Below are 1,432 nucleotides of genomic sequence, written 5' to 3'. Positions count from 1 at the left end.
CGAACCAGCCCGACCACACCTCTACCGCGCGCTCCGTCTCCACGAACGGAACAACGCGTCACGCACCCAACAGACACGCACGGCTGTAGTACAGGTGAGGCGCGTATGATCGAGCCAGCTCGCGCCCACCAGCCCGGCGGGCACGACGCAGGCTCGTGGGCTTGGACCGTACAGGCATCGGGGCCCGGACCACGTGTGGTCCGGGCCCCGATTTCACCCTGGCCGCCTGCTCAGCCGCAGGGCGGGGAGGTCATTGGCTGTCGGTGCTCTTGCCCACGAGCGAGGACAGCAGCTCGACCATGGTCGCGTTGACCGTGCGCTGCTCGTCGATGAACCCGTCGATCTTCCGCTCCAGACCGTCCAGGCGCTGGGTCACGTGGCTGCTGAGGTTTTCGACCTTCTGGTCCAGGTTCCCGACCTGCAGGCGCACCGCGGTGAGGTCGGACTTGATGATCCCGAACTCGCGGGAGTCCTGAGCCGAGGTCTCTTCGAAGCGCCGGGTCAGGGCAGCGAGCTCGCTGTGATCGATGGGGTCCTCAGGCACGCGGGCACTCCTGTCAGATCACATAACCGCAGACAGAGACTCCACGATATCGCGCCCGCACCCCCGTACAGCCTCCGGTTCCGCAGCTCGCCCGGCAGGAGGCATCAGTCGGCTCCGGGATTCGGCCGACCAGCGGCTCGCGCAGTTCGGTAGTCGGTGCGGGGCGGGACAGCCCGGTGGTACTGCCCCCAGAGCGCTCTGGGCACCGGGCCTGACCCGTACACCCATGCTGGCACGAGCTGCCCCGACCCTATCCGCAGCGGCCTCACCAGGAGCGGGTTCTCCCATACGGAGGTAGAAGAGACCCTGGCCGAAGTCAGCGGCGTTTGCCGAACCAGCGGAACAGTCCCTTGCGCCGCGGAGGGGGAACAGGCGGCGGCCCCACAGGCTTGGGAGGGATAACACTTGGGCGGGTTCGATCGGTGCCGGTGCCGGTGCCGGTGCCTGTGCCTGTGGCAAGGTCGGGTGCTGGGCCTGGGGCGGCACGGGCGGCGGCACGTGAGGTTCCCCCGCTTTTCCGGAGACTGGGTTATCTGGTCCCGGTGGGGTCGGGTTGGATGGTAGCCGGGATGGGGTGATCTTGCTGTTGCTGTTGCTGTTGCTGTTGCTGTTGCTGGTGCCAGGCCTCTTCGTACTCGTCGGGAGACAGTCCGCCGAGCCGGTGCTGGATGCGGCGGGGGTTGTACCAGCCGTCGATGTAGCGGAAGAGCGCCGCTTCGGCCTCGGCCCTGGTCGTGAAGGTGGTGCCGGGCCAGCAGACGAGTTCCGTCTTGAGGGCCGACCACAGGTTCTCGGCGAGCAATAGTCAAGACTTGTGGATCAGTTGGTGTGGTTCATGCTGCGAGGGTCTCTTCTTGTTCGATGAGGTGGCCCTTTTCGAAGCGTGCG

At 66.7% G+C, this 1,432-nt stretch carries 2 protein-coding genes; both read right to left on the bottom strand.

From position 1 onward, the window contains the following. Window positions 1-250 precede the first annotated feature (250 nt). Window positions 251-544, bottom strand: a complete 294-nt coding sequence (locus AC07DW_RS34495) for a hypothetical protein (protein ID WP_478861532.1) — start codon at window positions 542-544, stop codon at window positions 251-253. Window positions 545-1,073: 529 nt separating this feature from the next. Further along, the gene (locus AC07DW_RS34490; RefSeq protein ID WP_478861531.1) at window positions 1,074-1,346 is read right to left on the bottom strand and encodes an IS3 family transposase; all 273 of its coding nucleotides are present in this window, start codon (window positions 1,344-1,346) and stop codon (window positions 1,074-1,076) included. Between the last annotated feature and the right edge of the window lie 86 nt (window positions 1,347-1,432).

The organism is Streptomyces sp. NPDC045701, assembly GCF_056432045.1.
The sequence above is the reverse complement of the archived record's forward strand: the minus strand, read 5'-3'. Positions and strand labels throughout refer to the sequence as shown.